Annotated in this window: 27 protein-coding genes and 1 riboswitch; of the genes, 16 read left to right on the forward strand and 11 right to left on the reverse strand. The window is 65.5% G+C overall.

What is annotated here, in order from left to right; all coding sequences use genetic code 11:
* Nucleotides 1-323: 323 nt before the first annotated feature.
* The gene (locus tag NP3_RS02685; protein ID WP_063037393.1) at nucleotides 324-2,507 is read right to left on the reverse strand and encodes a malate synthase G; all 2,184 of its coding nucleotides are present in this window, start codon (nucleotides 2,505-2,507) and stop codon (nucleotides 324-326) included.
* Between the two features lie 156 nt (nucleotides 2,508-2,663).
* On the opposite strand from NP3_RS02685, the gene NP3_RS02690 reads away from it, so the two are divergent.
* Genes NP3_RS02690 through NP3_RS02705 form a run of 4 tightly spaced genes read left to right on the forward strand, consistent with a single transcriptional unit; the run spans nucleotide 2,664 to nucleotide 6,431 of the window.
* Complete coding sequence (locus tag NP3_RS02690) at nucleotides 2,664-3,413, forward strand: SDR family NAD(P)-dependent oxidoreductase (RefSeq protein WP_063037395.1); 750 nt, start codon at nucleotides 2,664-2,666, stop codon at nucleotides 3,411-3,413.
* Nucleotides 3,410-4,459: an alcohol dehydrogenase catalytic domain-containing protein gene (locus NP3_RS02695; RefSeq protein WP_063037397.1), complete on the forward strand. Its 1,050-nt coding sequence runs from the start codon at nucleotides 3,410-3,412 to the stop codon at nucleotides 4,457-4,459. The genes NP3_RS02690 and NP3_RS02695 overlap by 4 nt, the downstream gene beginning before the upstream one ends.
* A 23-nt stretch (nucleotides 4,460-4,482) precedes the next feature.
* Nucleotides 4,483-5,139 carry a TetR/AcrR family transcriptional regulator gene (locus NP3_RS02700; protein ID WP_063037440.1) on the forward strand — a complete coding sequence of 219 codons (657 nt, stop codon included), beginning with the start codon at nucleotides 4,483-4,485 and terminating at the stop codon, nucleotides 5,137-5,139.
* A gap of 2 nt (nucleotides 5,140-5,141) precedes the next feature.
* Nucleotides 5,142-6,431 (forward strand): acyl-CoA dehydrogenase family protein, encoded by a 1,290-nt coding sequence (locus tag NP3_RS02705; RefSeq protein WP_063037399.1) that lies wholly within the window; start codon nucleotides 5,142-5,144, stop codon nucleotides 6,429-6,431.
* A gap of 5 nt (nucleotides 6,432-6,436) precedes the next feature.
* Here the strand turns inward: NP3_RS02705 and NP3_RS02710 are convergent, their stop codons facing one another.
* Complete coding sequence (locus tag NP3_RS02710; RefSeq protein ID WP_157124015.1) at nucleotides 6,437-7,066, reverse strand: DUF4232 domain-containing protein; 630 nt, start codon at nucleotides 7,064-7,066, stop codon at nucleotides 6,437-6,439.
* Nucleotides 7,067-7,265: 199 nt separating this feature from the next.
* Here NP3_RS02710 and NP3_RS02715 point away from each other — a divergent pair, with 199 nt between their 5' ends.
* Nucleotides 7,266-7,496 (forward strand): hypothetical protein, encoded by a 231-nt coding sequence (locus NP3_RS02715; RefSeq protein WP_063037401.1) that lies wholly within the window; start codon nucleotides 7,266-7,268, stop codon nucleotides 7,494-7,496.
* A 3-nt stretch (nucleotides 7,497-7,499) separates the two neighbouring features.
* Here the strand turns inward: NP3_RS02715 and NP3_RS02720 are convergent, their stop codons facing one another.
* Nucleotides 7,500-8,180, reverse strand: coding sequence for a winged helix-turn-helix transcriptional regulator (locus NP3_RS02720; protein WP_063037403.1), 681 nt, complete (start codon nucleotides 8,178-8,180; stop codon nucleotides 7,500-7,502).
* A 91-nt stretch (nucleotides 8,181-8,271) separates the two neighbouring features.
* On the opposite strand from NP3_RS02720, the gene NP3_RS02725 reads away from it, so the two are divergent.
* From NP3_RS02725 to NP3_RS02750, 8 genes are all read left to right on the forward strand, one after another.
* A complete protein-coding gene (locus tag NP3_RS02725; RefSeq protein WP_063037404.1) occupies nucleotides 8,272-9,405 on the forward strand; it encodes an acyl-CoA dehydrogenase family protein in 1,134 nt (377 codons plus the stop codon).
* A 371-nt stretch (nucleotides 9,406-9,776) separates the two neighbouring features.
* A complete protein-coding gene (locus tag NP3_RS02730; protein WP_373864727.1) occupies nucleotides 9,777-10,682 on the forward strand; it encodes a cutinase family protein in 906 nt (301 codons plus the stop codon).
* Between the two features lie 36 nt (nucleotides 10,683-10,718).
* The gene (locus tag NP3_RS47565; protein WP_157124016.1) at nucleotides 10,719-10,865 is read left to right on the forward strand and encodes a hypothetical protein; all 147 of its coding nucleotides are present in this window, start codon (nucleotides 10,719-10,721) and stop codon (nucleotides 10,863-10,865) included.
* A 54-nt stretch (nucleotides 10,866-10,919) separates the two neighbouring features.
* Nucleotides 10,920-11,462 carry an HNH endonuclease gene (locus NP3_RS02735; protein WP_063037444.1) on the forward strand — a complete coding sequence of 181 codons (543 nt, stop codon included), beginning with the start codon at nucleotides 10,920-10,922 and terminating at the stop codon, nucleotides 11,460-11,462.
* 27 nt (nucleotides 11,463-11,489) lie between these two features.
* A complete protein-coding gene (locus NP3_RS02740; protein WP_063037408.1) occupies nucleotides 11,490-11,759 on the forward strand; it encodes a WhiB family transcriptional regulator in 270 nt (89 codons plus the stop codon).
* Nucleotides 11,760-11,843: 84 nt separating this feature from the next.
* Entirely contained in the window at nucleotides 11,844-13,508 is a 1,665-nt protein-coding gene (locus NP3_RS02745) for a VWA domain-containing protein (protein WP_063824634.1), read from the forward strand.
* A complete protein-coding gene (locus NP3_RS47570; protein WP_157124018.1) occupies nucleotides 13,505-13,645 on the forward strand; it encodes a hypothetical protein in 141 nt (46 codons plus the stop codon). The genes NP3_RS02745 and NP3_RS47570 overlap by 4 nt, the downstream gene beginning before the upstream one ends.
* A gap of 48 nt (nucleotides 13,646-13,693) precedes the next feature.
* The gene (locus NP3_RS02750) at nucleotides 13,694-14,374 is read left to right on the forward strand and encodes a hypothetical protein (protein ID WP_063037412.1); all 681 of its coding nucleotides are present in this window, start codon (nucleotides 13,694-13,696) and stop codon (nucleotides 14,372-14,374) included.
* 74 nt (nucleotides 14,375-14,448) lie between these two features.
* Here the strand turns inward: NP3_RS02750 and gcvP are convergent, their stop codons facing one another.
* The 7 genes from gcvP to NP3_RS02785 all read right to left on the reverse strand — a co-directional run bounded on the left by gcvP (nucleotide 14,449) and on the right by NP3_RS02785 (nucleotide 21,793).
* The gene (gene gcvP, locus NP3_RS02755; protein WP_245720776.1) at nucleotides 14,449-17,274 is read right to left on the reverse strand and encodes an aminomethyl-transferring glycine dehydrogenase; all 2,826 of its coding nucleotides are present in this window, start codon (nucleotides 17,272-17,274) and stop codon (nucleotides 14,449-14,451) included.
* 188 nt (nucleotides 17,275-17,462) lie between these two features.
* Nucleotides 17,463-17,562: riboswitch (glycine riboswitch) on the reverse strand.
* 130 nt (nucleotides 17,563-17,692) lie between these two features.
* Nucleotides 17,693-18,292, reverse strand: coding sequence for a MerR family transcriptional regulator (locus tag NP3_RS02760; protein WP_040689886.1), 600 nt, complete (start codon nucleotides 18,290-18,292; stop codon nucleotides 17,693-17,695).
* Nucleotides 18,293-18,541: 249 nt separating this feature from the next.
* The gene (locus NP3_RS02765; protein WP_063037414.1) at nucleotides 18,542-19,015 is read right to left on the reverse strand and encodes a bifunctional nuclease family protein; all 474 of its coding nucleotides are present in this window, start codon (nucleotides 19,013-19,015) and stop codon (nucleotides 18,542-18,544) included.
* 166 nt (nucleotides 19,016-19,181) lie between these two features.
* The gene (ftsR, locus tag NP3_RS02770; protein ID WP_063037416.1) at nucleotides 19,182-20,018 is read right to left on the reverse strand and encodes a transcriptional regulator FtsR; all 837 of its coding nucleotides are present in this window, start codon (nucleotides 20,016-20,018) and stop codon (nucleotides 19,182-19,184) included.
* A gap of 73 nt (nucleotides 20,019-20,091) precedes the next feature.
* The gene (gene garA / locus NP3_RS02775; protein ID WP_040689879.1) at nucleotides 20,092-20,577 is read right to left on the reverse strand and encodes a glycogen accumulation regulator GarA; all 486 of its coding nucleotides are present in this window, start codon (nucleotides 20,575-20,577) and stop codon (nucleotides 20,092-20,094) included.
* A 170-nt stretch (nucleotides 20,578-20,747) separates the two neighbouring features.
* A complete protein-coding gene (gene gcvH, locus NP3_RS02780; RefSeq protein ID WP_174566163.1) occupies nucleotides 20,748-21,146 on the reverse strand; it encodes a glycine cleavage system protein GcvH in 399 nt (132 codons plus the stop codon).
* Nucleotides 21,147-21,223: 77 nt separating this feature from the next.
* On the reverse strand, nucleotides 21,224-21,793 hold the full coding sequence (locus NP3_RS02785) for a CDP-alcohol phosphatidyltransferase family protein (protein WP_063037448.1): 570 nt from the start codon (nucleotides 21,791-21,793) through the stop codon (nucleotides 21,224-21,226).
* Nucleotides 21,794-22,063: 270 nt separating this feature from the next.
* Here NP3_RS02785 and NP3_RS02790 point away from each other — a divergent pair, with 270 nt between their 5' ends.
* From NP3_RS02790 to NP3_RS02800, 3 genes are all read left to right on the forward strand, one after another.
* Nucleotides 22,064-23,758 (forward strand): GMC oxidoreductase, encoded by a 1,695-nt coding sequence (locus NP3_RS02790; RefSeq protein ID WP_063037420.1) that lies wholly within the window; start codon nucleotides 22,064-22,066, stop codon nucleotides 23,756-23,758.
* A gap of 53 nt (nucleotides 23,759-23,811) precedes the next feature.
* Nucleotides 23,812-25,203 carry a DUF2252 domain-containing protein gene (locus tag NP3_RS02795; RefSeq protein ID WP_063037422.1) on the forward strand — a complete coding sequence of 464 codons (1,392 nt, stop codon included), beginning with the start codon at nucleotides 23,812-23,814 and terminating at the stop codon, nucleotides 25,201-25,203.
* Nucleotides 25,204-25,293: 90 nt separating this feature from the next.
* Complete coding sequence (locus NP3_RS02800; RefSeq protein ID WP_063037424.1) at nucleotides 25,294-26,196, forward strand: nuclease-related domain-containing protein; 903 nt, start codon at nucleotides 25,294-25,296, stop codon at nucleotides 26,194-26,196.
* Here the strand turns inward: NP3_RS02800 and NP3_RS48885 are convergent.
* Nucleotides 26,181-26,400: hypothetical protein (locus NP3_RS48885; RefSeq protein ID WP_169814431.1), on the reverse strand; the 220-nt coding region annotated here is incomplete at its 5' end. The two genes, NP3_RS02800 and NP3_RS48885, sit on opposite strands and share 16 nt — an antisense overlap.

Consider the following 26,400-nt stretch of genomic DNA (forward strand, 5'->3'; position numbering starts at 1 on the left):
CCATCGAGGGGCCGGGACCGGGGGTCGTCGTACCAGACGTTCAGCTCGGCTATTACAGCGGCGGAAAACCGGCCGAACCGGTGGCCATCCAGTTCCAGAACATCGCCGCGCGATTCACAACCAGGGCGAATACATCAAGGACAACGCTTCCCATAAAACTTCCTCACATCCGACTGTCTCGTGCAGCGCCCAGGGTAACGGATCGTTATGCGGGTCGAAACCAGTCATCTGCCCCGTCGACGGCCGTCATGTGGTAAAGGAATCCCCCCGCCCGGCAAGCGCCCGGGCGGGGGGATTCACGAGTTACTCAGACGCGCAACGCCTTAGACGCAAGCCAGCGCCTTGGCCTCGCGGCGGCGGCGGTGCAGGATCGGCTCGGTGTAGCCGTTGGGCTGCTTGGTCCCGTCCAGCACCAGCTCCTTCGCGGCCTGGAACGCAATGCTGCCCGCGAAGTCCGTCGCCATCGGACGGTAGTTCGGATCGCCCGCATTCTGCTTGTCGACCACCGGTGCCATCCGCTCCAGACTGGCCACCACCTCATCGGCGGTGACCACGCCGTGACGCAGCCAGTTCGCCATCAGCTGGCTCGAAATGCGCAGGGTCGCACGGTCTTCCATGAGACCGATATCCCGGATGTCGGGCACCTTGGAGCAGCCGACGCCCTGGTCGATCCAGCGCACCACGTAGCCGAGGATGCCCTGGGAGTTGTTGTCCAGCTCCTGGCGCTTCTCCTCGTCGGTCCAGTTCGGGTCGGCCGCGAGCGGGATCTCCAGGATCTGATCGACGGTGGCGCGACGGCCACCGGCGGCGATCTCCTGCTGCCGCTCGAACACATCGACCTGGTGGTAGTGCGTCGCATGCAGTGTGGCCGCGGTCGGCGAGGGCACCCAGGCGGTGTTGGCGCCCGCGCGCGGGTGGCCGATCTTCTGCTCGAGCATGTCGTGCATCAGATCCGGCATCGCCCACATGCCCTTGCCGATCTGCGCCTTACCGGGCAGTCCGGCGGCCAGACCGGTATCGACGTTCCAGTCCTCGTAGGACAGGATCCACTGCTGGGTCTTCATCTCGGCCTTGCGGACCATCGGCCCGGCCTCCATGGAGGTGTGGATCTCGTCGCCGGTGCGGTCCAGGAAGCCGGTGTTGATGAACACCACGCGCTCGGCGGCCGCCTGGATACAAGCCTTCAGATTGACCGTGGTGCGGCGCTCCTCGTCCATGATGCCGACCTTGAGGGTGTTGCGGGTCAAACCGAGGACGTCCTCGATCCGGCCGAACAGCTCGTTGGTGAAGGCGACCTCGTCCGGACCGTGCATCTTCGGCTTCACGATGTAGACCGAACCGGTGCGGCTGTTCTTCAATTTCGTATCGCCGAGCAGGCTGTGCTTGGCGATCAGCGAGGTGATCAGGCCGTCCATGATGCCCTCGGGCACCTCGTTGCCCTCGGCGTCGATGATCGCGTCGGAGGTCATCAGGTGACCGACATTGCGCACGAACAGCAGCGACCGGCCGTGCAGCACCAGCTCACCACCGCCGAGCGCGGTGTAGACGCGGTCCGGGTTCATGGTGCGGGTGAAGGTCTTCTCGCCCTTGGTCACCTTCTCCGCCAGCTCGCCCTTCATCAGGCCGAGCCAGTTGTGGTAGCAAAGCACCTTGTCCTCGGCATCCACCGCGGCGACCGAATCCTCGAAGTCCATGATCGTGGTGACCGCGGACTCCAGCACCACATCCTTGACACCCGCCGGATCGGTCTTGCCGATCGGCGAGGCGGCGTCGATCTGGATGTCGATGTGCAATCCGTTGTGCTTCAGCAGGATCGAGGTCGGCGAGGCCGGGTCACCGAGGTAGCCGACCAGTTCCGCGCCATCGGCGGCCAGCGTGGTGACGCCGTCGTTGCTCAGCGTGACCGCAAGTTTGCCGCCATCGATCGCGTAGTGCGTCGAGGACCGGTGCGAGCCGTTGGCCAGCGGGGCGGCGGTATCGAGGAACTTGCGCGCGAACTCGATCACGCGACCGCCGCGGACCGGGTTGTAGCCGGTGCCCTTCTCCCCGCCGTCGGCCTCGGAGATGGCGTCGGTGCCGTAAAGGGCGTCGTAGAGCGAACCCCAGCGCGCGTTCGCGGCGTTGATCGCGAAGCGCGCGTTCATCACCGGTACCACCAGCTGCGGGCCCGCGGTGGTGGCGATCTCGTCGTCCACATTCTGGGTGGCGATCTCGAAGTCGGCTGGTTGCGCGCGCAGGTAGCCGATATCGCCGAGGAAGCTCTTGTAGGCGGCCTTGTCGTAGTTCGCGCCGGGGTGCTCGGCGTGCCAGGCATCGAGCTTGCCCTGGATCTCGTCGCGTTCGGCCAGCAGGGCGCGGTTGCGCGGAGCCAGGTCGTTGATGACCTGCTCAGCTCCGGCCCAGAACGCGGCGGAATCTACGCCGGTTCCGGGGAGCGCCTCGTTCTCGATGAACTCGTGGAGAACGCTGGCCACCTGGAGCCCGCCGACCTGAATCCGCTCTGTCATCTACTGCCTCACTTTTGAGAAAGCCGGGTGGGAAAAATCGCAACCAATGTTACCCATCGGTAGTGATGTGACGGTGTGTCGGGGCCTTGATTGTATCGTCCGGCGGAATTAATGTACTGATTGGAACATTACCGGCAGCCGGAGCAATGGAGCGCTATGCCAGGACAGTCGTTAGCGGATAAGGTCGCGCTGGTCACGGGCGGTAGCCGCGGGCTCGGCCGGGAGATGGTGCTGGCCTTCGCCGCGGCCGGTGCGGATGTGGTGATCGCGAGTCGCAAACTCGACAGGTGTGCCGAGCTGGCCGATGAGGTGAAGAACACCCATGGACGGCGCGCATTGCCGGTGGCGTGCAATGTCAGCGATTGGGCGCAGTGCGATGCGCTGGTCGAGGCGGCCTATGCGGAGTTCGGCAAGGTCGACGTGCTGGTCAACAATGCCGGGATGTCGCTGCTGTATCCGAGCCTGGATCAGGTGAGCGAGGACATGTTCGACAAGGTGATCGCGGTCAATCTCAAGGGCCCGTTCCGTTTGTCGACCTTGATCGGTACCCGGATGGCCGCCACCGGTGGCGGTTCGATCATCAATATCTCCTCGATCGAGGCCGAACGGCCGGAACCGCTCGCGGTGCCCTATGCGGCCGCCAAGGCCGGATTGGCCAATCTCACCGGCGGACTCGCGCAGAGTTTCGCGCCGACGGTGCGGGTCAACACGATCCAATGCGGTCCGTTCGAGACGGATATTTCCAAGGCGTGGCCCGATGAGTTGCGCACCGAGCTGACTCGGCATCTGGCGCTCGGGCGGATCGGCCGCCCGGATGAGATCGTGGGCGCGGCACTGTACTTCGCGACGGATGCTTCGGCGTATTGCACCGGCGCAACTCTGGCACTGGACGGCGGTTGGCGATGAAGGCACTGACTTACCAAGGACCGCAACAGATCTCGTACACCGAGGTGCCCGATCCGATGCTGCCGGGCCGCGACGGCGCAATCGTCCGGGTGACCGCCGCCGGAATCTGCGGTAGTGATCTGCACATCTATGCCGGGCACGGCTTCACCGACGGCACCGGATACAGCGTCGGCCACGAGGCCGTCGGCGAGATCGTCGAATTGGGTTCGGACATACAGGGATTCACCGTCGGTGACCGGGTGTTGGTCTCCGCTTCCGTCGGCTGTAACCGCTGCGCGAAGTGCAAGGCAGGCATCGTGGCGGCCTGTGAACGCCACCCGATGCCTGCCGACGCCTGCTATGGACTCGGCGGATCGCTCGCCGGTGCACAGGCGGAATATCTCGCGGTACCCCATGCCGAGGGGAATCTGGTACGGCTGCCCGATTCGGTCAGCGATGAGGCCGCGATCGTGCTTACCGACAACGCGCCCACCGCCTGGTACGGCGCGCGGCGCACCCGCATCGCACCCGGTGAGACCGTGGTGGTGATCGGGCTGGGACCGGTCGGGCTGATGGCCGTGCAGTCGGCGTTCGCGATGGGCGCGGCGCGGGTGCTCGGGGTGGATCTGGTGGCCGACCGGCGCAAGCGCGCCGCCGAATTGGGCGCGGAAATAGTCGAATCCGACGAACCCAAGACCGTTATCCGCGAAATGCTCAGCGGTGGTGCGGATGTCGCGATCGAGGCGGTCGGCGCCGATGCGACCATCAAACTCGCCATCAGCGCCGTCGGGCATCGTGGCCGGGTCGGCGTGGTCGGCGTCAGTCATAATCGCGCCTTCCCGTTCCATATGCAATTGGCGCAGGTCAAGGAGCTCGAATTCCATATCGGACTCTGCTCGATCCAATACGAGCTGCCCGCACTGCTGCGACTCACCGCCGCTGGTCGAATTCGGCCCGAAGCCGTTGTCACACACCGATTCCCGATGTCGGACGGCGCGAACGCCTACCGCATGTTCGCCGACCGTGCCGACGGGGTTTCCAAGGTCGTCCTGGATCCGCGCAAATGACCGCAGTATCGCGCAGCGATTCCATGAGGGGTGGTGGCCGGGTGACGAGTGGGTCCGAGTTGGCCTCGCCTCGTCGCCGTGGTCGTCCACCGGCCGCGGAGACCACGGCCGAGGCGACCAGGGCGCGCATCGTGACGGCTGCGGTGGAACTGTTCGCGGAGCAGGGTTTCCACGGTACCGGCGTCGCGGAAATCGGTGATCGAGCGGGGGTTCAGCGGGGTGCGCTGTACTACCACATCGGTTCCAAGGAAGAACTGCTCTGGCAGATCCTGCGCGATTACATCCAGCTCATGCTCACCGATGCCCAGCGGATCTCCCGCGGCATCGACGACCCGATCGTCAAGTTGCGCAAGCTGATCCACAGCCACGTCGGGCTGATCATCGAGCACCGCCGCGAAGTCGCCATCCAATTGCGCGACGTCACCGCACTGACCGGTGAGCGCGGCGAAGAACTACAGGAAATGCGTGACGAAATACAGGCCTGCTGGCAGCGCGTCATCGACGCGGGTCATGCGGCGGGCCTGCTGCGCACCGACGACCACGTGGTCACCAACAGTGTGCTCGGCATGCTGAACATGGTGACCTTCTGGTACCGCCCACACGGCGGGCGCTCCCCCGACGAAATCGCCGACATTGTGGCATCCACCGTTCTCGACGGCATCACCGACACGAAAGGCTGACCATGGCTTGGGATTTCGAAACCGACCCGGAATACCAGCGGAAGTTGGACTGGGCGGCGGAGTTCGTCCGCACCGAGGTGGAGCCCCTCGATCTGCTCTACCCGAATCCCTACGACCGCACCGATACCGAGGCGATGGCGTTGATGCGGCCGCTGAAGGAGAAGGTGAAGGAACATGGACTGTGGGCCTGCCATCTCGGACCGGAACTGGGCGGCCCCGGCTACGGGCAGCTGAAGCTCGGGCTGCTCAACGAGGTGCTCGGCACTTCGGTGTGGGCACCGTCGGTATTCGGTTGCCAGGCACCGGATTCCGGTAACGCGGAAATCCTCGCGCACTATGGCACCGAGGAACAGAAGGCCAGGTACCTGGAGCCGCTGCTGGCCGGTGAGATCGGTTCCTGCTATGTCATGACCGAACCCACCGGCGGCTCGGATCCGACGTTGTTCAAGACCCGCGCCGTGCGCGACGGCGACTCCTGGGTCATCAACGGCGAGAAGTGGTTCAACTCGAACGCGCAGTTCGCCAGCTTCCATATCGTCATGGTGGTCACCGATCCGGATGTCAGCCCGTACCAGGGCATGTCGATGTTCATCGTGCCCGCCGACACCCCAGGCCTGGAGATCGTCAAGAACTTCCACGTGCACGGTTTCAGCGAGCACGAGGGACATCTGCGCTTCACCGATGTCCGGGTACCCGCCGACCACCTGCTCGGCCAGGAGGGTATGGGCTTCATCGTGGCACAGACCCGCCTCGGCGGCGGCCGGGTGCACCACGCGATGCGCACAGTCGCGTTGGTACGCAAGGCCTTCGACATGATGGCCGAACGCGCGGTCTCCCGGCCGATGCGCAAGGGGGCCCTCGCGGGTTTGCAGATGACCCAGGAACGCATCGCCGACAGTTGGATCGAGATGGAGCAGTTCCGCCTGCTCGTCCTGCGCACGGCCTGGCGCATCGATAAGGAACAGGACTATCTGAAGGTCCGCAAGGACATTGCCGCCATCAAGGTGGCGATGCCGAAGGTGATGCACGATATCGCTCAGCGCGCACTGCATCTGCACGGCGCCATCGGCGTCAGCCAGGACCTCCCGTTCGTCGACATGATGAATTACGCCGAGGTCATGGCAATTGCCGACGGCCCCACCGAGGTCCACAAGATCACCCTCGCCAAGGAAGTCCTGAAGGATTACACCCCGGGCGATCCGGTGTACCCGAGCGGCTACCGCCCCGCTCTGCGCGAACAGGCCCGTGAACTGGTGGCGCGCCGCCTGGAACACATTGTCGGCAACCTCTGAATTCGCTACTGGGCGGTCACCGGGTGAACGCTCAGCGTGCAGGTGTCGATGGTGGCGCTGACCGCGTGCGTGTCAGTGGTGTTCGGGGCGGTGACCAAAAGCTTCGTATACGTCGGGCACTGGTTGCCTTCCGCATCCACCGCGCCGCCCTCGACCACTGCCTCGGCATTGTGGTCGTGGTCCAGGACCACGGTCGGTGGCGTATCGATATCGGCCGGGAGACCGCCCAGATAGCCGCGCAATGTGCGCTCGGCGTGCAGGAGCGGCCCGCCGGGGCCGGTATCCACGCCCGGGTATCCGGTCAGCGTGCACGCACCGCTGGCACCCACGACCGAGAAATGCACGCGCACACCGCGGTGGCCCGCGCCGGGCGACATCGGTTCCACGCCGACGATGAGCTGGCTGCCGACGCACGCCGGTATCGGCGGCAACGGCGAAGCCGGTTCGCCGGTCGCTCCAGTCGGCTGGTCTGTGGCTACCGCGCTCGGCCCCGGCACGCGGCTACCGGTGCTGGTGGGCACTGCGCTCGTGCCTATGGCCGTACCGTGGCCATGATCACCGCCCGCGCAACCGGCCAACGCGAGAACCGCGCAGCAGCCCAGCGGCACCAGATATTTCACCGTCGATATCGACATCGGAACACATCCCTTGCGTATTCGATTCGAACTGGTGCCCCACCGATTCTTTGCGGACGCCACTTCCGGAACTCCCCCGTTCGACACGCGGTCCCCCGAGCGGACGAGCCTGTCGAGCTGTTTATCGGCCGCACCCGTCGAACGTTATCGGTGCACACCCGAATAACCAGGTCTAACCTGGATGCCCGGAGGTAACCGAGTGATCGCATACGAGGTGCGGCGGGTGCACAGCTGCGAGTTCTGCGGTACCGACGACCAGGCCCTCGGCACCGACAGCTCGTTGGACCGGGCCAAGTCGATCGCCGAACGCGACGCGGGCCTCGCTCTCGAATGGGCATGGTTCATCGCCGACGGCGAGTGGCCGCTGAGCGCCGACCCCGGGGATGGCGTCTACCGTTACTACATCTACGCGCGAGACACGACTGCGTAATGGTCACGAGGCGCGGACGACCGGATCCGCATATCCCGCAACGGGACTCAGTTGCAGTACCGACGGCATCCGCCGGGTCAGCGCGGTCGGCCCGGTGAATTCCACTCGGCCGGTTCGCATTGCGTGCGAGAGCGGAATACGTCCCAGCCAAACCTGGTACAGCGATTCGACATCGGAGCTGATGGTGACGTCGACCGGATAGCCGGGATCGGCATCGCACACCGAGGGCACACCCGATTCGACGACGATCCAATAACGCCGCAAGTCGTCGGTGAACCGCACGCACAACACATGACGCTTACCGGGAAACGTGGATGTATCCAGCCGGGAGTGCATCCACCACACCAGCAGCCCGGCATCCAGTTCCTCGGGCCGCGGTTCGCCGAAGGTCCAGCGTGCACCCCATTCGCCCAGCCCGAACAGGATCGGCTCCAATTCCCGACCGGCGGCGGTGAGCAGGTATTCGCTGCCCACCTTGTCGATCAATCCCGCCCGCTCGAATTGGCGCAGCCGCTTGGCGAGCAGACTGCGCGAGAGCCCGGGCAGACCGCGCGCCAGATCGTTGAAGCGCGTCGTGCCGATGAGCAGATCGCGCAGGATGAGCAGCGACCAGCGCTCGCCGAGCACGTCGAGCGCACGGGAGATCGGACAATATTGGCCATAGCTTGCGGTCGTGCTGGTCATGGTCACCTCGCGAACCGGGGTCCATTTTCTGGACCGTGGGAGTCCACTTTCTGGACTATTCGGTTATCGCGGCCGTTCCTAACTTCGAAACATGACAGCTATCGCCCATGACATCACCACCACCGACTGGATCGCCCTGGCACGCCGGGTAGGGGTAAACCTGCGCGCCGATGTGGCCGCCCGCGACCGCACCGGCGAGATCTCCATCGCCGCCTTCGACCTGCTGCGGACCACTGGACTGTCCGCGGCACTCGTTCCCGTCGAGTTCGGCGGCGGCGGTGTGTCGCACCGCGAGATGGGCGAGATCCTGCGCGAACTCGGCCGCCACGACCCGTCGACCGCCGTCGCGTTCGCCATGCACACCCATCTGGTGGCCGCGCAGGTCTGGCGGCACAACCACGGCATCGACGCCTCGGCGGTCTTCGGCAAGGTGGCGGCGGGCGCGATACTGGTCAGCACCGGCGCGTCGGACTGGGTCGAATCCAACGGCTGGGCCGAGCACGTCGACGGCGGCTTCCGGGTGACTGCACGCAAGGCGCCCGCCAGTGGCTGTGAGGTCGGCGATGTGGTGGTGACCAGCATCCGCCGCGGCGATGCGCCGGAGGGACCTCAGGTGCTGCACTTCGCGGTGCCATTGGTCTCCCCCGGCATTCGCATCGAAAAGACCTGGGACACTATTGGTTTGCGGGCCAGCGGCTCCCACACGGTGGTCTTCGAGGATGTCTTCGTTCCCGATGCCGCGATCTCGCTGACCCGCCCCGCCGACGTCTGGCCTCCCGTGCTGAATGTGGTGATCGGCGCGGCCATGCCGCTGGTCATGGCGGCCTATCTCGGCATCGCCGACGCCGCGGTCGAATCGACCGCCGCACTTGTCGCCGACCGCGGCGAACCACATACTTTCCAGCTCGCGGGCGAAATGATGAACGCCTACACCACCGCCGCGGATCTGATCGCGGCCATGTTCACCGATTCGGACAATCTGCACTTCGACAATACCGACAGCTATGGTGCCCGCACGCTCAGCCGCAAGACCGTGGCCGCCGGCGCACTCGTCGATACCGTCCGGCTGGCCATCGAAACCGCTGGCGGCGTGGGCTTTTCGCGCGGCTGCGAGCTGGAGATGTGGTACCGCGACATCCACGGCTGCCTGTTCCACCCGCTGCCGCGGGCCAAGCAGACCCGGTTCACCGGCCGAGTTCTGTTGGGCCACACGCCCATCGGCTGACCCGACCTTCTCGAACGACATATGCTCGAAGCCGGGACGCACGCCTGTCGATCGGGTTCAATGGATGGGCACACGATGATGCACGGGAGGGAGTCATCGGTGTCCTGATAACCACCACAACCGTGGACGAGGCGGTGACTGCCCCTCGGACACGATGAAGGAGTCGCGCACCCCCTCGCCCGCGGCTCCTTCATCCCGCCGCGCCGGGCGAATCGTCGGCATTGTGCATTGTGTTAAAAATGTTCGGCGTTTGTCACGGGTTGTTCCCGCATCAACCCCTGGTCAGACCGTACGGTTGTCTCCGACGCGACGGCAGGCAGTCGCGTACGGCCCCCGGCCGCTTCGGACCTAGCAAAACCGAGGTGTGGACCATGTTTATGCGCAAGATGATCGGTGCTGTGGCGGGAACCGTCATGGTAGGTGCGGCGGGCACCGTCGGCGGTGCCGGCGCGGCGACGGCAGCGCCCGATGGCTGCCCCGACCTGTATGTCGTGGCGGTACCCGGCACGTGGGAGACCTCCGATGCCAATCCCGGCGAGGGCATGCTCGCGAGCGTCACCGATAACCTGCCGCGAAATACCAGGACCGACTACGTGACCTACGCGGCGACCGCTTTCCCCTGGGAGACCGATGTTTACGGCCGGTCCAAGCGGCAGGCCATCGACAATGCTCGCGGCCTGGTCACAACCATGGCCCAGCAGTGCGCCGAGACCAAGATCGCGCTGATCGGCTACAGCCAGGGCGCGGATGCGGCAGGCGATCTCGCCGCCGAAATCGGCACCGGACTGAGTCCCGTTCGGCCCGAACGCATCGCCGCGGTCGGGCTCATCTCGGATCCGCGCCGCTCCCCGGCCGACGCACTCATCGGCCCGCCGGTCGACGGCGCCGGTGCGGGCGGCCCGCGCATCGGCGGCTTCGGCTTCCTCACCCCGAAGACCCGCACCATCTGCGCCGTCGGCGATCTCTACTGCGCCGCACCGCCCACCGACTTCGCGACCCGCGTCGCCGGCTTCCTGGCCCAGGCCTCCGATCCCGACCCGGCACAGCTGTGGCGCTACCAGCAGGAGGCGTTCGCCATCTTCAACGACCTGATGGCGACCGGGGTGGCCCCGCTCGTCCAGAACCAGCTCGCCGATCCGGAAATGAACGAGCGCAAACGGGAATTCGAGCGGTTCTACAACTCGTTCGTACACCAGAACTATCCGACCTACGTCGTCGATTCCAACGGCGCCACCGCCACCTCGTGGCTGCGGCAGTGGCTGGTCGGCCTGGCCTGAAAAACCCTTCGCCAGCGGTGGGCACGCTGTGCCACCATGGATTTCGATGATGATCACCTGATTCCGCGGGTGCTCACGAGCATGAGGAAGGAGGCGGCGGCCGTGACCATTGTCGTATCGAGCTTGCGTCGGTATGACGCGCGCGTCGGGCAGGAACTGCGCCGCCTCCCGGCCGGTAACTGACCGGCCCCGCCTTCCGAATCCGCTCTGCTCTCTCGAAACATGGTGACTCCCATGATGTTCCACCGCGCCACCGATCCGGTGGTGTCTACTGTCGACAACTGGATACACACCCGGGTACTGGTATTGAACGCCAGCTACGAGGCGCTCACCGAGATCAGCGCCGACCGGGCCGTGGTGCTGCTCATGAGCGGCGCCGCGGAGTCGATCGCGGATCGGGAGCCGCACCTCCCGATCCGGTCCAAGCACCTCGAGCTCGCGCTGCCGGAGACGATCCGGCTGCTGCGGTACGTATACCTCGACCATGTGACGCGAATACACGACGACAGTCGTGCGACGCTGGCCGGGGTGCTGCGCCGAGACCACCACCGGTGCGGATACTGCGCGTCCTGGGCGCGCACCGTCGACCACATTCGGCCCCGCAGCAGGGGTGGTCCGAACACCTGGGACAACCTGATCGCCGCGTGCGCGCCGTGCAACTCGAGCAAGGCCGACCGGACGCCGGAGGAAGCGGGCATGCGGTTGCTCTGGCAGCCGAAGGCGCCGGACCACCTGGCCAAACGGCAACAGCGGATCTGGAAGCAACTGGCCGCCACCTGAGCCGAGAAAGAAAGGAGAAGGCTCGAAATGACCGTCGAATTGGAGACCAGCGCGGTTGTCGATCTGACCGACCTGCTCCCGCTCTCGGATTCCCGAGAGTGGCATCGGGCGGCCTGCCGCGGTGATCCGAATCACGAGGCGTGGTTCCCGTACCCGTCGCAGGACTTCGAGTACGCGCGTGCGGTTTGCGCGGGCTGCCCGATTCGGGACGCCTGCGGTGAATTCGCCGCGCGGACTGGACAGTCCGGAGTTTGGGGCGGACACGAGTTCGACCGCGGACGGATGATCCGCGCCTGATCGGACGTTCACGCCACGCCGTGCCGGTGCGCCGCACCGGACACACCGGCACGGCAAATCTCGCGTGAACATACACTGAGGATCGTGGGCACACATCGCAGCGGAACCAGGTCCCGGGGCGTCAGCAAAGGTCCGGTTATCGCAGTGGTTGCCGTTTTGCTGTCAGTCGCGGCGGTCTTCGCGTTTTTTCAACTCAGTGATCGCGCCGCGAACCGGGACAAGTCGGCCGCGGCGGAATGTAAGGAGGGGCCGTCGACGCTGTTCGTGACGGTCGATCCGGATATCGCCGATCCGGTGCGGGCCGCGGCGGAGCGCTACAACGCGACCAATCCGAAGGTGCGCGATCATTGCGCGAAGGTAGTGGTGACGGCCCAGCCGTCGGCGGCGATCGTCGCCGGATTCACCGCGGGCACGCCGTGGAACGGTGCGCTCGGTCCGCAGCCGGGGCTGTGGATCGCCGATTCGATGCGGTCCATCGAATCCATGCGGGTGCCCGGTCTGATCGAGGGCACCCCCGCGCCGGTTGCGATGAGTCCGATCGTGGTCGCCGTTCCCGAGGATCTGCGGGGTGCGCTCGAGCAGGCCAAGATCACCTGGGCGGATTTGCCACGGCTGCAACAGGGTTCGCTGGACGAACTCGGATTGTCCGGGTGGGGTGGGCTGCGGATGGCGCTGCCCGCCGGGGACTCGACCTTGGCGGCAGCAGCAGCGGTCGGCTCAGCGGTTTCGGGAACCGATCCGCTCACCGATCAAGTCGCGCAGTCCGGTCAGGTGGTCGCGGCGATCTCCGGGCTCGCCGCGAAAGCACCGCAGGCGGCCGACACCACGGCCGCCTTGGCCGCGATCGGTGGGACGAATTCGCCGATTCACGCAGTGGCGGCTACCGAGCAGCAACTGAAAGCTGTTGGTAGTACATCGGAATTTCGGCCAATGGGGACCGCACCTGTTGCCGATCATCCCGCCGCGCTGATGTCCGGGGCGTGGGTGGACAAGACCCAGAATCTGATCGCGTCACTGTTCGCCGACTACCTGCGCGCACCCCAGCAGTCCTCGGCCTTCACCGCCGCCGGATTCGCCGCGGCACCGGCCATCGCCGCACCCGCCGCGCCGCGGACCGCACTGGACAAGGTGCGTGCCACACTCGCCAATCCTGTTCTCGGCGTGCAGGCTACGGTGCTGCTCGACGTCTCGTCCTCGATGGGCAACAACGACGGATCCGTCACCCGGCTCTCGAATGCGCTCGGCGCGCTGCGCTCCACGATGAATGTGATGCCGCCGGACTTCGGACTCGGCGTGTGGACGTTCGGGAAGAACCTCGACGGGACAACGCCGTACAAGGTCCAAACGCCCACCGCGCCACTGAACAATCAGCAGCGCACCGCGTTGGATACGGCGCTGGAGGCGGTGAAGCCCACCGAATCCCGTACCGACCAGGCTTATCCGTCACTGATCGCCGCCTACAAGTCGGCTGTTCGCGGATACACTCCGGGGCTCACCAATTCGGTTCTGCTCATCACCGACGGCCCGGATGACGACTCCACCACCACCGGAGCCAAATTGCTGACCGAGCTGACCTCGGCCGCCGATCCGGCCCACCCGGTTCGCATCGATGTGATCGTCATCGGGGGCAATGGCACGGAGACCCTCCAGACCGCCGCTCAGCGGACCGGGGGCACGTACACGCGACTGCCGACCTCGGACGATGTCAGCTTCGGGACCGCGGTTATGCACGCGTTGACGACGCCGTGAACGATCGCCACGGCAATCTCCTCGCCGTGGCGCCGATCTACTACCGCTCGTTCATCACTCACGAACCGCTGACCACGCAAGACAGCCTCCGCACGGCCGGTGCCGCACCAGTCGCGGCATGTGCCGGTGCGATCTGACGGCCGATCGGGGCACAGTGGAGCAGCCCGCAATGCAATGATGACCCGGTGACTTCCTGGCTTCCGCTTCTCAGCTCGCTCATCGTCGCCGCCGCGGCGCTCATCGGCGTCCTGATCAACAACCGGACGAACCGCGACGCGATCACCGCGGCCGACGAGCGCAACCGGACCACACTTGATGCCGCACAGGCCAATATCGAGACGACCCATGCCGCCGCGCAACGCAATATCGACAACGCCAACGCCGCCGCGGAACGCCGCGAACAGGACAAATGGCGCCGCGACTCAATTCTGACCGCGATCTCCTCGGTACTGCTCGCCGCCGCCGACGTCCGCCAAACCCTGTGGGACACCCTCGATTGGAAGGCCGAATCCGTCGAGGAGGTGGACAGTTTCGGCAAGGAAGTACAGCAGAGCATCTCCGCGTGCAACGGCTACATCACCCGCCTGCGCGTCTTGGCGAACCCTAAGATCCCGCAGCGCTGCGAGGACCTCCTGCGCACCCTCACCGCAGCCCAGAGCATCACCGTGCAACGCCTCAAGGTCGAACTCGACCACGAAGCAACCATGGACGACGTCAACGCGATCCGCGCATTGTGGCACAAGGCAATTGCCAACACCGTCCAAGACGAACGCGCCGTCATCGACGCGACGCGGTCGGAACTGGGCATCGAAGCCCTCAGCGAGATACCGGAAATCGAACCTGAGGCCGTGCCGGCCCCGGCGTGACTCGCCGCCCTCGGAACACGTCAGATGGGTACCGAACCGCACCCCCTACGGGTCGAGGTGCGGCTCGGTTGCCGTCAGTACGCGTCCAGCGGCGGGCAGGAGCAGACGAGGTTGCGGTCACCGTAGGCGCCGTCGATGCGCCGCACCGCGGGCCACACCTTGCCCCGCGCCGGATCCAACCCCTGCGGGTACACCGCGACCTCCCGGCTGTACGGGTGGTCCCATTCCCCGACCAGGCAGGCCGCGGTATGTGGCGCACCGCGCAGCGGGTTGTCCTCGACCGGCCACACACCCGCGGCTACCTGATCGATCTCGCCCCGGATCGCTGTCATCGCGAGGATGAAATCGTCCAGCTCGGCGAGGTTTTCGCTCTCGGTGGGCTCCACCATCAACGTGCCCGCCACCGGGAAGCTCATGGTCGGCGCGTGGAATCCGTAGTCCGCCAACCGCTTTGCCACATCGTCAACGGTCACGCCGGTCCGCTTGGTGATCTCGCGCAGATCCAGAATGCACTCGTGCGCAACCATCGAGTTCTCACCGGTGTACAGCACCGGGAAGTGCTCGTTCAAGCGGCGGGCGATGTAGTTGGCTGACGCGATCGCGGTCAACGTGGCCTTACGCAATCCATCGGCCCCCATCATCCGGATATAGGCCCAGGTGATCGGCAGGATCGACGCCGAACCGTACTTCGCCGCCGACACCGCGTGCGAACCCGGCTCGAGCGGGTCACCGGGCAGATACGGCGCCAGATGCGAACGCACCGCCACCGGGCCGACGCCCGGACCGCCGCCCCCGTGCGGAATGCAAAAGGTCTTGTGCAGGTTCAGATGGCTGACATCGCCACCGAACCGGCCCGGACGGGCAAGGCCCACAAGGGCATTCAGATTCGCGCCGTCGACGTACACCTGACCACCCGCATCGTGCACCAGCGCGCACAACTCGGCGACCTCGTGCTCGTACACGCCGTGCGTGGACGGGTAGGTGATCATGATGCAGGCCAGCCGGTCGGCGTGGTCGGCGATCTTGGCGCGCAGATCGTCGAGGTCCACATCGCCGTTCTCCCGGCACTTCACGACCTCGACGCGCAGCCCCACCATGGTGGCCGAGGCCGCATTGGTGCCGTGCGCACTGGACGGAATGAGGCACGTATCCCGATGTGTATCACCACGATCCAGGTGATAGCGCCGAATGGCCAGCAACCCGGCGTACTCACCCTGGCTGCCCGCATTCGGCTGCAGGCTCACCTGGTCGTATCCGGTGATGGCCGAGAGCCAGCCCTCCAGATCGGTGATCACCCGCAGCAGACCGGGCGCATCCTCGACCGGCGCGTACGGATGGACTCGCGCGAAACCGGGCCAGGTGATGGCCTCCATCTCGGCGGTGGCATTGAGCTTCATGGTGCAGGAGCCGAGCGGAATCATGCTGCGGTCCAATGCGATGTCCTTATCGGAGAGCCTGCGCAGATAGCGCAGCATCGCGGTTTCGGTGTGGTAGCTGGTGAAGGCCGGATGGGTGAGGAATTCCGAGGTGCGTGTCTCGATCGAAGCGCCGGTAACGCCCGGCGCACCGCCCGGATCGCCGACGCCCGATGGCAGTCCGGTGCTGAAGGATTCGAGCACAGCGGTGACATGCGCCTCGGTGGTGGCCTCGTCACACGCGATGCCGACATGATCGGCATCCACCAGCCGCAGGTTGATCCCGCTCGACTTCGCCTTCGCGACAACCGATTCCGCGCCGCCGGGCACGCGCACCAGCAGGGTGTCGAAGAAGTTCTCGTGCACCACGACACCATCGAGCCCCGCCGCGATGGCGGCCGCGCGCGCATGAACGCGGCGGGCGATCGCCCGCAGTCCGTCGGCACCGTGGTAGCTCGCGTACATCGCGGCCACAATGGCCAGCAGCACCTGTGCGGTACAGATATTGGAGGTCGCCTTCTCCCGGCGAATGTGCTGCTCACGGGTCTGCAGCGCGAGCCGGTATGCCTTGTTGCCATCCGCGTCCACGGAGACGCCGACCAACCGGCCGGGCAGCTGCCGCGCATGTTTGGTGTGTACCGACAGATATCCGGCATGCGGACCGCCGAAGCCCATCGGCACCCCGAAACGCTGTGTGGTGCCGAAACATACGTCCGCACCCTGCTCCCCCGGCGGCGTAATCAATGTCAGCGCAAGCAGATCCGCGCCGACCGCCACCAATGCACCACGCTCGTGCGACGCCTCGATCACCGGCCGCCAGTCCACAATCCGCCCCGACGCACCCGGAACCTGAACCAGCACGCCGAAGAACTCGCCCTCGGGCAACTCCCCACCGGACAGATCCGCCGAGACGATCTCGATGCCAAGCGGCCCGGCCCGGGTGGACAGCACGGTCCTGGTCTGCGGGAAAAGATCGTCATCGATGAGCAGACGTGCGGACTTGGACTTGGACTTGCCCGCGCGACGCAGCAGCGTCATCGCCTCGGCGGCGGCGGTGGCCTCATCCAGCATGGACGCATTGGCCACCTCCATCCCGGTCAGATCCGACACCATGGTCTGGAAATTGAGCAACGCCTCGAGCCGCCCCTGGCTGATCTCCGGCTGGTACGGCGTGTAGGCGGTGTACCAGGCCGGATTCTCCAGCAGGCTGCGCACCAGCACCGGTGGAGTCAACGTGTCGTAGTAGCCGAGCCCGATCATCGAGGCGGCGACGGTATTGGAGTGCGCGAGCTCGGCGAGTTCGGCGAGCACCTCATGCTCGGTGGCCGCGGGCGGCAGCACCTCGAGCCCGGAGCCGTCCAGAATGCTCGCGGGCAGCGCCGCGGCGGCGAGCTCGTCCAGCGAGCCGACGCCGACGACGTCCAGAATCCGGGCGATTTCGTCCAGGTCGGGTCCGATGTGGCGGTCGGCGAATGATCGAGTCACGGCAGCTCCAAGGTCGGGCGGGGTCCACCAACAGTGGTCGACGGGTACCAGCCCTCCCCCTCTGTCGTGGAGCCTGAGAGATTCGGACGCCGCGACACCCTGCCTCGAACGGACAGGGCTCAGGACCCCTTTCCCCATGGGCGGGCGATCGCCGCGTTGTGCGCCAAACACCACTTTCCAGAGACGTCGAAGCCCGTACGGTCCTTTTGCCTGAGAGATTGACGGGGAGGTGCTGCTCCTTCGGCGCCCGGACTCTTGTGAAGTCCGGAACTCTCCCGCACGGCGGCGACGCATGGCTAGTTTATGCCGCGCGCGCAATAAATGACGCCACCGGACCACGGATGGGCGTGTAGCGCTCATCACTCCGGTGCATATGAGAAGTGCCCGCCGCAGCAGCGACGGGCACTCGACACGATCCCTAGCCGGTCTTCCGGTTCATCCGAGCCTTACGACGGAAGGACAGTTCGTCCTCCGGGCGTTCGCTCGCACTGCCGCTCACCGCCCGCTCGGCCGGGAAGTTGGCGATGGCTCCGGTCAGTTCCCGCATGGCGCCGCTGACCGCGATTCCGAAGACGCCCTGCCCACCCTGCAGTAAATCGACTACCTCCTCGGGCGAGGTGCATTCATACACCGAGGTGCCGTCGGAGAACAGCGTGATACCAGCCAGATCCTGCACGCCCCGGCTGCGCAGATGATCGACCGCGATGCGGATGTTCTGCAGCGAGATGCCCGCGTCCAATAGTCGCTTCACGATTTTCAGGACCAGAATGTCCTTGAACGAATACAACCGTTGGCTGCCCGAGCCCGCTGCACCTCGGATGGAGGGCACGACCAGTCCGGTCCGCGCCCAATAGTCGAGCTGCCGATACGTGATCCCGGCCACCTGGCATGCGCTGGGTACGCGGTAGCCGACCAAATCGTCGGGCACCGAATCATCCGGGAACAGGCCTGGCTGTACCACATCCTGCGATTGCTCTGCCACTGACCACTCCCTTGCTTCGCCGACGCCTTGCCTCATCGATGACCCGGCTCCGTCACGACCAACGACCGGCCATAACGGACGTGGCCCAACTATCGAGATTACTCCCCCTGATTGTCCCGGGAGCGGCATCATCCGACCAAACGCGACGCGCGGTAAGAGTCTCGACCTTTCCTTTAGGGCCAGTAGAGAATTCGCGTTCTCCGCGAACTCGACCACCGCGGAGCGAGTCTTACGAGCGACGTTCGCGGCCCGTCTCGCGTCCGCGCCGAAGGCGCGGCCAAAGATTCAGCTATCGGTGGCCTTGAAATCGTCCGGCGAAACGGACTCGAGGAACTCCTTGAACTTCTCCACCTCGTCCTCGCGTTCGTCCGGCATGACCAGCCCCGCCTCCTCGAGCACCGGCTCCTCGGCATAGATGGGGCAACCCACCCGCAAGGCGATCGCTACCGAATCCGACGGCCGCGCCGAGATCCGCAGATCGTTCTCGAAGACCAGATCCGCGTAGAAGGTGCCCTCCTGCAGATCCACGATCCGTACTTCCTTGAGGGTGTGCCCGAGGTCGGCGATCAAGATCTTGATCAGATCGTGAGTCAGCGGACGGATCGGGGTCACCCCCTCTTGTTCGAGCACGATCGCGGTCGCCTCGGCCTGCCCGATCCAGATCGGCAGATACCTGTCTCCGGACACCTCGCGGAGCAACAGCACGGGCTGGTTCTGTGGCTGCTCGACACGAATGCCGATTACGCGCATCTCACTCATCGCACTGCCTCCCAATGACTCGCCGGCCGCCCGGCATGACCGCTGCAGAGCTCGCCGTACCACGAGTCTAAGCGAACCTCGAGGCGTGCAGCATTCCCTGTGCACAGCCGAAATCGGCGTGTTGTCCGTCTGGAACGCAAGCGAACTTCGGATGCACCCGCCGAACTCAGCCGCCGAGCGAGGACCGCACCGATGCTTTCACCAGGCAGGTATGCAAGGTCAGCGACAATGCCGCCAACTCCCGCACCGTCTCCTCCGCACGTGCGCGCGCACCCGCATCGCGACTCTTGGCGATCGGGGCAGCGATCTGCGCGACCAGCGCGGCCTCGCGGTCCGCGGCCAGCTTGAAGGCACGCAAATGCCGTGCCTCCAAGCCGAATTCGGCCATCGCCTTGGCGGTTTTGGCCAGCGTCACCGCATCCTCGTCGAAGAAACCGGCGGCGCCGGGGGTGATCAGATTCGCTCGGATCAGATCGGCGAGGAATTTCTCATCGATCTCGGCCCTGGCAAGCAGATCCGCCCGGGTGAGCCGGATTTCGTGATCGAATCGCAGCTCATCGGGCGAGATCTCACCGGGCACGACGCCGAGTTTGCGCGGCGCCGCAGTGCGAGCCCCGTGGTGCGGCGCCGGTGTGGCGATGAGCTCGGAGTCGGGCGTGGCAAGCCCCGACTCCGGCGCACCGTTGCGGCCGGAGTGCGCCCGGGCGCGGGCTTCCCGCACACCGAGCGTCGCCGCACCGCTGTCGATCGCTTCGAGCTGCTCCTTGATCACCTTCAAGGGCAGGTACTGATCACGTTGTGCGGTCAGCACGAATCTGAGCCGCTCGCAGTCCGCGATCGAGAACCTGCGATAACCCGACGGTGTGCGCTCGGGTCGGATCAGCCCCTCTGCCTCGAGGAAACGGATCTTCGAGATGGTGATATCCGGAAAATCCGGTCGCAGCAGGTCCAGCACGGAGCCGATCGACATGCCTCCGCGAGCCCACTGCGCCGCGCCCGTCATAGCACCGAGTCTTTCATGACACAGCGTTCTTCCCTGTCAACACTGCCGACACGCGAAATCCGTGCCGCTGATGTCACAGGCTGCCCGCACCCGCCGACGAATCGCTCTGCTGGACCCGGGGCCCAGTGAGGAAGACCAGACGGAACTTGCCGATCTGAACCTCGTCACCGTTCTGCAACTCCGAGGAGTCCACCGGCTCCCGGTTGACGTAGGTGCCGTTGAGGCTGCCCACATCGACCACCTGGAAGGAATCGTCGTCCTGCCGGAATTCGGCATGACGACGGCTGACGGTGACGTCATCGAGAAAGATGTCACTGTCGGGATGGCGGCCCGCCGACGTGGTCGGCTGATCGAGCAGGAACCGCGAGCCCGCATTCGGGCCTCGCTTCACGACCAAGAGGGCAGCACCAACCGGCAGACCCTCGACCCCTTGGACCGGCTGTTCGCCGGTCGCCTCAGCGGAGCGCGACGCGTCGACCTCGTTCAGGAAATCCGCGCGGAAGACCGACGTCGTCTCGGCCGCGGTCTCCCCGTAACCCGGGTCTTTGTTCTCGCTCACCGTTTCTCTCCTCCTCGAACCTGATTATCCATGCAAGCAGGTGCTGCCTTCACCGCCACGACCTGGGGATCCTGACGCTAGAACACCGGCTGCCAAGCACCGGCACATCTGTTGGCATTGACCGTACCCTGCCAGGGCGTACCCGTGCAGGTAGAACTGGGAAGGCTGGGTCAGCCCCCGATAACTCCTTGATAACCTGCGGCATCCAGTAGTTCACCGAGCGCGGCATCCACACCGGCCTCGTCGCTCAATTCGAGCTCGAAGATCCACCCATCGCCGTAGGGATCGGTGTTCAGCGTTTCCGGCTCCGTGTCCAGAACATTGTTCACCGCAACGACTTTCGCGGCCAGCGGAGCGTAGATGTCGGACACGCTCTTGGTCGATTCCACCTCGGCGATACTGTCTGCGGCCGCCACATCTTTGTCGACCTCCGGCAACTGCACGAACACAACGTCACCGAGTTGAGACTGGGCGTAGTCGGTGATGCCCACCCGAACCCGGGTCGGGCCGATCCGCCGCACCCATTCGTGCTCTTCGGTGTAGCGCAGATCCTCGGGGGTCTGGGTCACAGGCCGTCCTTTCATCGTGCTGACCTTCTCGAGCGACCAGCAAGCAGTCGCCAGCGGGTTCCACGCAACTCTAATCGCTACTCACTGCGGTGTGGCACAGCCGGTATCGCTCGCGCGACGGCGAAAGCCTTCCAGATGTAGAGCACGCCGGTCCACACATACACCGCCGTGCCCCAGACCAGGAATGCCCCGCCGAAGGCACGACCGAAACCTGCCAGCGCCCAATCCATCTGACCGGCCAGCAACCACGGCAGCGCCGACATCAGCGCGAAGGTGGCGGCTTTACCCAGGTAGATGACCTCGGGTGGATCCAGTTGGCGGCGTTTGTACACCGAAAGAGTCAAGGTAAGGACGGCGTCGCGGCCGATCAGGATCACCGCGACCCACCAGGGCAGCAACCCGCGGATCACGAATGCGGCCAGCGTGGTCACCAGGTACAGCCGATCCACGAACGGATCGAGCAGTGCGCCGAGTCGCGACGACTGGTCGAGCAGCCGGGCCAGTTTGCCGTCCAGGAAGTCGGTGACGCCGCTGAGCACCAGCAGCGTGAAAGCCCAGCCGTCGGCACGCACCACCAGCAGCAACCACAGGAAAAGTGGCACACCGGCCAGTCGCAATACGCTCAGGACATTGGGAACGGTGAAGATGCGGTCGGCGAAGACGCCGCCCGCGGCCGGATCGCCCGCTTTTCCCGGGTTGCCCGCGCCGGAGCCGGCGCGTTCGCCCGGTTCCGTTTTCCCCGATTCGGTTGTCACAGCCCGTGCATACCGCACCGACCCCGGTTCACGCCATCCGGGCACGCCGGTCGCGCAGACTTTCGGTACCTACCCGCTGTGCGATACACCGCACCGACCCGGGTGACAGAATGAGTGTGGAACCATCTCATACGGTTGCCGCACGGTTCAGAGAGGGAAACCATGCCAGCATTCGACTACGACGTGGTAGTGATCGGCTCCGGATTCGGCGGCAGCGTCAGTGCGCTGCGCCTGACCGAGAAGGGCTACCGGGTCGGCGTGCTCGAGGCCGGACGGCGCTGGCCCGCCGAGGATATTCCGAAGACGAATTGGAATGTGCGCAAATCGATCTGGGCACCGCGGCTCGGTTTGACCGGACCGCAGCGGATCAGTGTGCTCGGTAAATGCGCGGTCTTTTCCGGCGCGGGCGTCGGTGGTGGTTCGCTCATCTACGGCAACACCCTCTACGAGCCGCTGCCGAACTTCTACACCGATAAGCAGTGGGCCCATATCACCGACTGGAAGGCCGAACTGGCGCCGTACTACGACCAGGCGCAGCGCATGCTCGGCGTGGCCCCGAATCCGCGGATGACACCCGCCGACGAGGTGATCAAGGAGATCGCCGACGATCTGGGCGTCGGCCATACCTTCCACCCGACCAATGTGGGTGTTTTCTTCAACGAGACCGATCCGGGCGCCGAGGTCGAAGATCCCTACTTCGGCGGCGCGGGCCCGCACCGCCGCGGCTGCGTGCACTGCGCGCAATGTTTTACCGGCTGCCCGAACAACGCCAAGAACACCACCACGACGAATTACCTGTATCTGGCCGAAAAGGCAGGTGCCGAGGTACATCCGCTGACCACCGCGACCGCGGTGCGGCCGCTGTCCGGCGGCGGATATGCGGTCGAGACCGAGCGCTCCGATCGCTGGATCCGCAAGCAGCGCAAGACATTTACCGCCGAGCAGGTGGTATTCGCCGGTGCGGCGCTCGGCACGCAGAAGTTGCTGCACAAGATGCGCGACGAGGCGATACTGCCGGATCTGTCGCCGCGCCTCGGTGAGCTGACCCGCAGCAATTCCGAGGCGATCCTCAATGTGGTGAGCCGCTCGCGCCGCGATTTCGCCGAGGGCATCGCGATCACCTCCTCGATCCATCCGGAGGCCGATACCCACATCGAGGTCTGTCACTACGGCAAGGGGCAGAACGCGCTGTTCCCGATGTCGGTGCCGATCGTGGACGGCGGGGCGTTCCGATTCCTGCGCTTCCTGCTGGCAATCGTGTTGCATCCGTTGGTCTTCCTGCGCAGCCTCAATGCCCGCCATGCCTCGGAGAAGTCGGTGATCCTGCTGGTGATGCAGTCACTGGACAATTCGCTGACCTCCTACCGCAAGCGCGGTCAGTTGAAGACCAAACAGGGCACCGGCGAACCGAATCCGACCTGGATTCCGCTGGCGCACGATATCGGCCGCCGGTTCGGCGCCAAGGTGAACGGCGATACCCACGGCCTGATCATGGATGTGCTGAATATCCCGGCCACCGCGCATTACATCGGCGGTTGTGTGATCGGCGAGGGTCCGGAGGCCGGTGTGGTCGATCCATATCAGCGCGTATTCGGACATCCCGGGCTGCATGTCGCGGACGGTTCGGCGGTGACGGCGAACCTCGGTGTCAATCCGTCGCTGACGATCACCGCACAGGCCGAGCGCGCAATGGCCTTCTGGCCCAATAGGAACGAGGCCGATCCGCGCCCCGAACTGGGCTCGGCATATCAGCGGATCTCCCCCGTCGCCCCGAACCATCCGACAGTGCCCGCAGCCGCCCCCGGCGCATTGCGATTGCCGATCGCACCCGTCGATCCCGCGGTGCCCGCTACCTGAGCGCGAACCCGGGCTTCGGCGTTCCCGCACGCGTCTGACTAATCTGGACCGTTGTGTTGGACGGTGGTATTGATCTTCGCTCGTATCTTCCTGCCGAGGACGTCCGCGCCCGCGGGCGGGCGCTGCGGCAGCGGGTTCCGGTCGGTGCCCGGGATCGAGCGGTCACCTGGTCCACGCGACCGGACGTGCTCGACTTCATCGCCGCGAGCAATGCCGGTCGGTTACCGCATCTGGTTCCGTTGCGGGTCGGTCGCATGCTCGCCTCGCCGTTCACCTTCTATCGCGGTGCGGCCGGGTTGATGGCCGCCGATCTCGCGGGCAGTCCGGACACCGGCGTGCCCGCGCAGATCTGCGGCGACGCGCACGCCGCGAATTTCGGTCTGTACGGGACGCCACGCGGCGAAATCGTCATGGACATCAACGATTTCGACGAAACGATCGTCGGCCCGTGGGAGTGGGATCTGGAGCGGCTCGCGGCCAGTCTGGTGCTGGCGGGCCGCGAAGGCGGTGCGGCCGAAGACGATTGCCTGCGGGCCGCGCGGGATGCGGCCCGCAGCTATCGCCTCGCCATCGATCATCTCGCCGAGCAACCGTTCATGGAATCGTGGAGCGCGCTGCCGGACGAGTCGATCATCGGCAGGGCAAGGGCCGATGATCTGCTCGACGACTTCAAGAAGGCTGCGAAGAAGGCGCGCAAGAACACCAGCGCCAAGGTGGTCGAAAAGTGGACCGAACATCTGGATGACCACCAGACCGGGATCAGCAAGCACCGATTCGTCAGTGACCCACCGATTCTCACGGCGGTCGACGCAAAGGTCGCCGAGGAGATCATCGACGGGCTGGAGCGCTACGGCGACACCCTGCGCGAGTCCCGGCGCAATCTGCTGGCCCGATTCGCGGTGTCCGACACCGCCTTCCGCATTGTCGGAACCGGAAGCGTCGGACTGCACAGCTATGTCGCACTGTTGCACGGCAATGATGGCGAGGCTCTGGTACTGCAGCTGAAACAGGCCAACTCCTCGGCGCTCGCGCCATTCCTGCCCGCGCCGCCGCCCGCGCATGAGGGTGAGCGAATCGTGCGGGGCGCCAGGCTGGTTCAGTCCGAGACCGATATCCTGCTCGGCTGGACCACACTGCGCTTGGAGACCGGCGAACTACCGTTCACCGTGCGCCAGTTCCGCAACATGAAGGGCAGTATCGATCCGGCCGAGCTGTCCTCGGACGATCTCGACGATTACGGCAGGCTGGCCGGTGCGCTACTGGCTCGCGCACATTCGCGTTCCCTCGATCCGCGCCTGCTCGCCGGGTATTTCGACAGTGACGAGGCCTTCGAGGATGCCGTCGCGCGGTTCGCGGCTCGCTATGCCGATCGGACCGAGGCCGACCACGCCGAATTGGTCGATGCGGTGCGGGCTGGAAAGATCGCCGCGGAACAACCGCAGTGACACGCCGCGTCTGGTCATAGGCGCGGCGAACCGGGCAGAGTTGTCCGTATCCTTGCCACCATCGAGTGATGACGTGAAGGGCGGTCGCGAATGCTCGTGCGAGTACAGAACCCGGCAGGCACCAATGCCGAGCGGGCGCTGATCGACTGGCTGCGCACCTGGAAGGATCCCGCTAGCCCGCATGGCGTCGCTACGGTGAATTGCAGTCTGTTCCACAACGATCGGCTGCATCAGTTCGATGCGGTGGTCTGGACCCCGACCAGTTGCGTGGTGATCGAGGCCGAGGCGCTGGTCGCGCGTCAGGACGGCGTGCTGGAGGTGTCGCTCAGCGGTCCGTGGACCATCTCCGGCGCACCGATCGCCAGCGAGGCCCGCGATCGCCGCACCCCGCTGGACAGATCGCGCGAACACACACTCGCACTGCAGAATTGGCTTGCCGCGCGCGGTCTCGGTCAACGCGCGGTGCACGGTGTCGCGCTGATCGTGCCGCTGCGCGGCGCCGAGCTGTCGGTCAAACAGGAGTGGAGCGATCCGAGTTTCGATGTGATCCTCGGCAGCGATCCGGAACGGCTGCGGCATTATTTCGAGACGCTGGCCGATGCCGAAAAGAACATCCACCTGTGGACGGCCAACGATGTCGCGGTGGCCTTCCGCAGCCTGGGCATCCTGCCCGCCCTGCCGGCCCCGCAGGATCTGGTCAACGAGGGCTTCCTCGGCCCGATCGATATCACCCTGTGGCACGGCGGCCCGAACCAGGCGCAGGCGGAGGCCTATGCCGAGGAGCTGGCGCGGGCCGAAAAGGATGCCGACGCGTCGCCCCTGGTCATCGAGGCGCCGTGGTACAGCCCGTGGAAGCTGTATCCGCGACAGGCAGGCGATATGGATATGGGGCGGGCGTTCATGCGCATCACGCTGGCGGCGGGCATGCTCATCGCCTTCGCGTGGGTGATCTGGTTCGTGATCACCGCGGTATTGACCTACGGGCCGGGGTGAGGACGGAGTACCGCACGTAGATGCCCGGCGGCGATGGTGAGCGTCGCGGCTTCGGTATCGCGGACGCCCGCGCTGCAGTAGGCCCGAGTGCAGCCCTCCAATGCGATGATCGCGGACAGCACATGTGCTGTCCGCTCGTCGTCTTCGAGCACCTCGCGATACAGCTCCTGGGCGCGCGCCGCGGTCTCGGCGCCGAGCTGGGCA

The organism is Nocardia pseudovaccinii NBRC 100343 (genome assembly GCF_001613225.1).
GTDB classification, from domain to species: domain Bacteria; phylum Actinomycetota; class Actinomycetes; order Mycobacteriales; family Mycobacteriaceae; genus Nocardia; species Nocardia pseudovaccinii.

Coding starts and splice junctions, on each gene's coding strand:
- NP3_RS02760 (WP_040689886.1), bottom strand. CDS start 18,292: ATGAGGCAAGGCGTCGGCGAAGCAAGGGAGTGGTCAGTGGCAGAGCAA.
- NP3_RS02765 (WP_063037414.1), bottom strand. CDS start 19,015: ATGAGTGAGATGCGCGTAATCGGCATTCGTGTCGAGCAGCCACAGAAC.
- NP3_RS02690 (WP_063037395.1), top strand. CDS start 2,664: ATGCCAGGACAGTCGTTAGCGGATAAGGTCGCGCTGGTCACGGGCGGT.
- NP3_RS02730 (WP_373864727.1), top strand. CDS start 9,777: ATGTTTATGCGCAAGATGATCGGTGCTGTGGCGGGAACCGTCATGGTA.
- NP3_RS02710 (WP_157124015.1), bottom strand. CDS start 7,066: ATGTCGATATCGACGGTGAAATATCTGGTGCCGCTGGGCTGCTGCGCG.
- NP3_RS02725 (WP_063037404.1), top strand. CDS start 8,272: ATGACAGCTATCGCCCATGACATCACCACCACCGACTGGATCGCCCTG.
- NP3_RS02695 (WP_063037397.1), top strand. CDS start 3,410: ATGAAGGCACTGACTTACCAAGGACCGCAACAGATCTCGTACACCGAG.
- NP3_RS02740 (WP_063037408.1), top strand. CDS start 11,490: ATGACCGTCGAATTGGAGACCAGCGCGGTTGTCGATCTGACCGACCTG.
- NP3_RS02735 (WP_063037444.1), top strand. CDS start 10,920: ATGTTCCACCGCGCCACCGATCCGGTGGTGTCTACTGTCGACAACTGG.
- NP3_RS02720 (WP_063037403.1), bottom strand. CDS start 8,180: ATGACCAGCACGACCGCAAGCTATGGCCAATATTGTCCGATCTCCCGT.
- NP3_RS02685 (WP_063037393.1), bottom strand. CDS start 2,507: ATGACAGAGCGGATTCAGGTCGGCGGGCTCCAGGTGGCCAGCGTTCTC.
- NP3_RS02800 (WP_063037424.1), top strand. CDS start 25,294: ATGCTCGTGCGAGTACAGAACCCGGCAGGCACCAATGCCGAGCGGGCG.
- NP3_RS47565 (WP_157124016.1), top strand. CDS start 10,719: ATGGATTTCGATGATGATCACCTGATTCCGCGGGTGCTCACGAGCATG.
- ftsR (WP_063037416.1), bottom strand. CDS start 20,018: ATGACGGGCGCGGCGCAGTGGGCTCGCGGAGGCATGTCGATCGGCTCC.
- NP3_RS02705 (WP_063037399.1), top strand. CDS start 5,142: ATGGCTTGGGATTTCGAAACCGACCCGGAATACCAGCGGAAGTTGGAC.
- NP3_RS02700 (WP_063037440.1), top strand. CDS start 4,483: ATGAGGGGTGGTGGCCGGGTGACGAGTGGGTCCGAGTTGGCCTCGCCT.
- NP3_RS02790 (WP_063037420.1), top strand. CDS start 22,064: ATGCCAGCATTCGACTACGACGTGGTAGTGATCGGCTCCGGATTCGGC.